The 999-nt window shown below is 52.6% G+C and carries 1 protein-coding gene; it reads left to right on the top strand.

What is annotated here, in order from left to right:
- The coding region (locus ERX37_RS11140; protein WP_481817027.1) for a collagen-flanked surface repeat-containing protein at nt 1-999 on the top strand (999 nt) is incomplete at both ends.

Below are 999 nucleotides of genomic sequence, written 5' to 3'. Positions count from 1 at the left end.
ATGGCACGACAACAACAACAGTGATCAAAGATGGTGCGGACGGCGAATCACCAACGGCGACAGTAGTCGACAACGGCGACGGCACGCACACAGTGACGATTACAAATCCAGACGGCACAACAACGACAACAGTCATCAAAGATGGTGTTGACGGAGTAGACGGTAAAGATGGCGTATCACCAACGGCGACAGTAGTCGACAACGGCGACGGCACGCATACAGTGACGATCACGAATCCAGATGGCACGACAACAACAACAGTGATCAAAGATGGTGCGGACGGCGAATCACCAACGGCGACAGTAGTCGACAACGGCGACGGCACGCACACAGTGACGATCACAAATCCAGACGGGACAACAACGACAACAGTCATCAAAGATGGTGTTGACGGAGTAGACGGTAAAGATGGTGTATCACCAACGGCGACAGTAGTCGACAATGGAGACGGTACACACACAGTAACGATCACGAATCCAGATGGCACGACAACAACAACAGTGATCAAAGATGGTGCGGACGGCGAATCACCAACGGCGACAGTAGTCGACAACGGCGACGGCACGCACACAGTGACGATCACAAATCCAGACGGCACAACAACGACGACAGTCATCAAAGATGGTGTTGACGGAGTAGACGGTAAAGATGGTGTATCACCAACGGCGACAGTAGTCGACAACGGCGACGGCACGCATACAGTGACGATCACGAATCCAGATGGCACGACAACAACAACAGTGATCAAAGATGGTGCGGACGGCGAATCACCAACGGCGACAGTAGTCGACAACGGCGACGGCACGCACACAGTGACGATCACAAATCCAGACGGCACAACAACGACAACAGTCATCAAAGACGGTGTTGATGGAGTAGACGGTAAAGATGGCGTATCACCAACGGCGACAGTAGTCGACAATGGAGACGGTACACACACAGTAACGATCACGAATCCAGATGGCACGACAACAACAACAGTGATCAAAGATGGTGCGG

The organism is Macrococcus hajekii, assembly GCF_004359505.1.
Taxonomy (GTDB): Bacteria; Bacillota; Bacilli; order Staphylococcales; family Staphylococcaceae; genus Macrococcus; species Macrococcus hajekii.
Note: the sequence above shows the minus strand (reverse complement) of the source record. Positions and strands in the feature narration are given on the sequence as shown.